At 74.3% G+C, this 1,105-nt stretch carries 2 protein-coding genes; both read right to left on the reverse strand.

All coding sequences use genetic code 11. From position 1 onward, the window contains the following. The coding region (locus tag ACPC54_RS42245) for a PCRF domain-containing protein (RefSeq protein WP_498973080.1) at positions 1-354 on the reverse strand (354 nt) is incomplete at its 3' end. Positions 355-400: 46 nt separating this feature from the next. After that, a partial coding sequence (locus ACPC54_RS42250) for a protein kinase domain-containing protein (protein ID WP_498973082.1) occupies positions 401-1,105 on the reverse strand: 705 nt, incomplete at its 5' end.

The raw sequence follows: 1,105 nt of genomic DNA on the forward strand, positions 1-1,105 counted from the left end.
CAGGAGGGTACGGACCTCCATCTCGTCCAGCGCCTTGCGTACGGAGGCCAGCTCGGACTCGGCCTCGGCGCGGGTGTCCGGGTCGTCCTCCTCCTCGGCCATCTCGAAGAGGACCGAGAGGTCGTCGATGCGACCGCGCAGCGCCTCCGCCTTCCTGACCTCGGCCTGGAGGTGGGAGAGCTTACTGGTGATCTTCTGCGCCTCGTCCGGGTTGTCCCACAGGGACGGGACCGCCGCCTGCTCCTCAAGCGCGGCGATATCTGCCCTCATCTTGTCGAGGTCCAGGACGGCCTCGATCGACTCCATGGTCGAGGAGAGGGACTTCAGCTCTTCGGATACATCGACGACTGCCACGGTTCAAGCGTAACGGCTGTGGCAAGCGACCTCCGCCGCGCCGGGGTCAGGGGGCGGACGACGTGGACGCCGGGCGCGGGGAGTCCGCCGGGGAGTCCGACGTCGCCCACCACGCGCCGACCGACACCAGCGCCGCCACCGCCACCCCGGCCACCCCCAGCGTGATCCGGCGCCGCCGAACCGCCGCGCGGTGTTTCGCCGAGCCCGGCCGGGGGGCTCCCGCCGGACGCGGTGCCCGGGCCGTGCCGTGCGCGCCGCCGGCCAGCTCGTCGGGGGCGGGCACCCGCATCGACGTGTGGGTGTCGCGGTTGGAGTCGGGCCGGGCGCCCTGGACGAGGGAGACCGCGCCCCGTCGTCGTACCGGCGCACCCCCCGCCGGGGCCGCGGGCGCCGCCGGTTCCTCCTCGGCCGCCTCCTCGGAGAGGTCCGGCTCGTCCACGTCCAGCGGCGGCAGCCCGGCCAGCGTCGGCAACTGCTCCCGCAGCCGCGCCGCCAGTTCGGACGCCCGCAGCCGGGAGGCGGGTGCCTTGGCGAGGCACTGCACGATCAGCTGCCACAGCTCCTCGGGGATGCCGGGGAGGGGGACCACCGTCTCGGTGACATGGCGGCGCAGCACCGCGCCCGGGTGGCCGCCGCCGAAGGGGGTGAAGCCCGCCAGCAGCTCGTACAGCACCGTGGCCAGCGCGTAGATGTCCACGGAGGCCCGCGGGGGCAGCCCCTCGACGATCTCGGGGGCCAGGTAGTCCGGCGT

The organism is Kitasatospora sp. NPDC094028 (assembly GCF_049543595.1).
In the GTDB taxonomy this organism is placed as follows: domain Bacteria; phylum Actinomycetota; class Actinomycetes; order Streptomycetales; family Streptomycetaceae; genus Kitasatospora.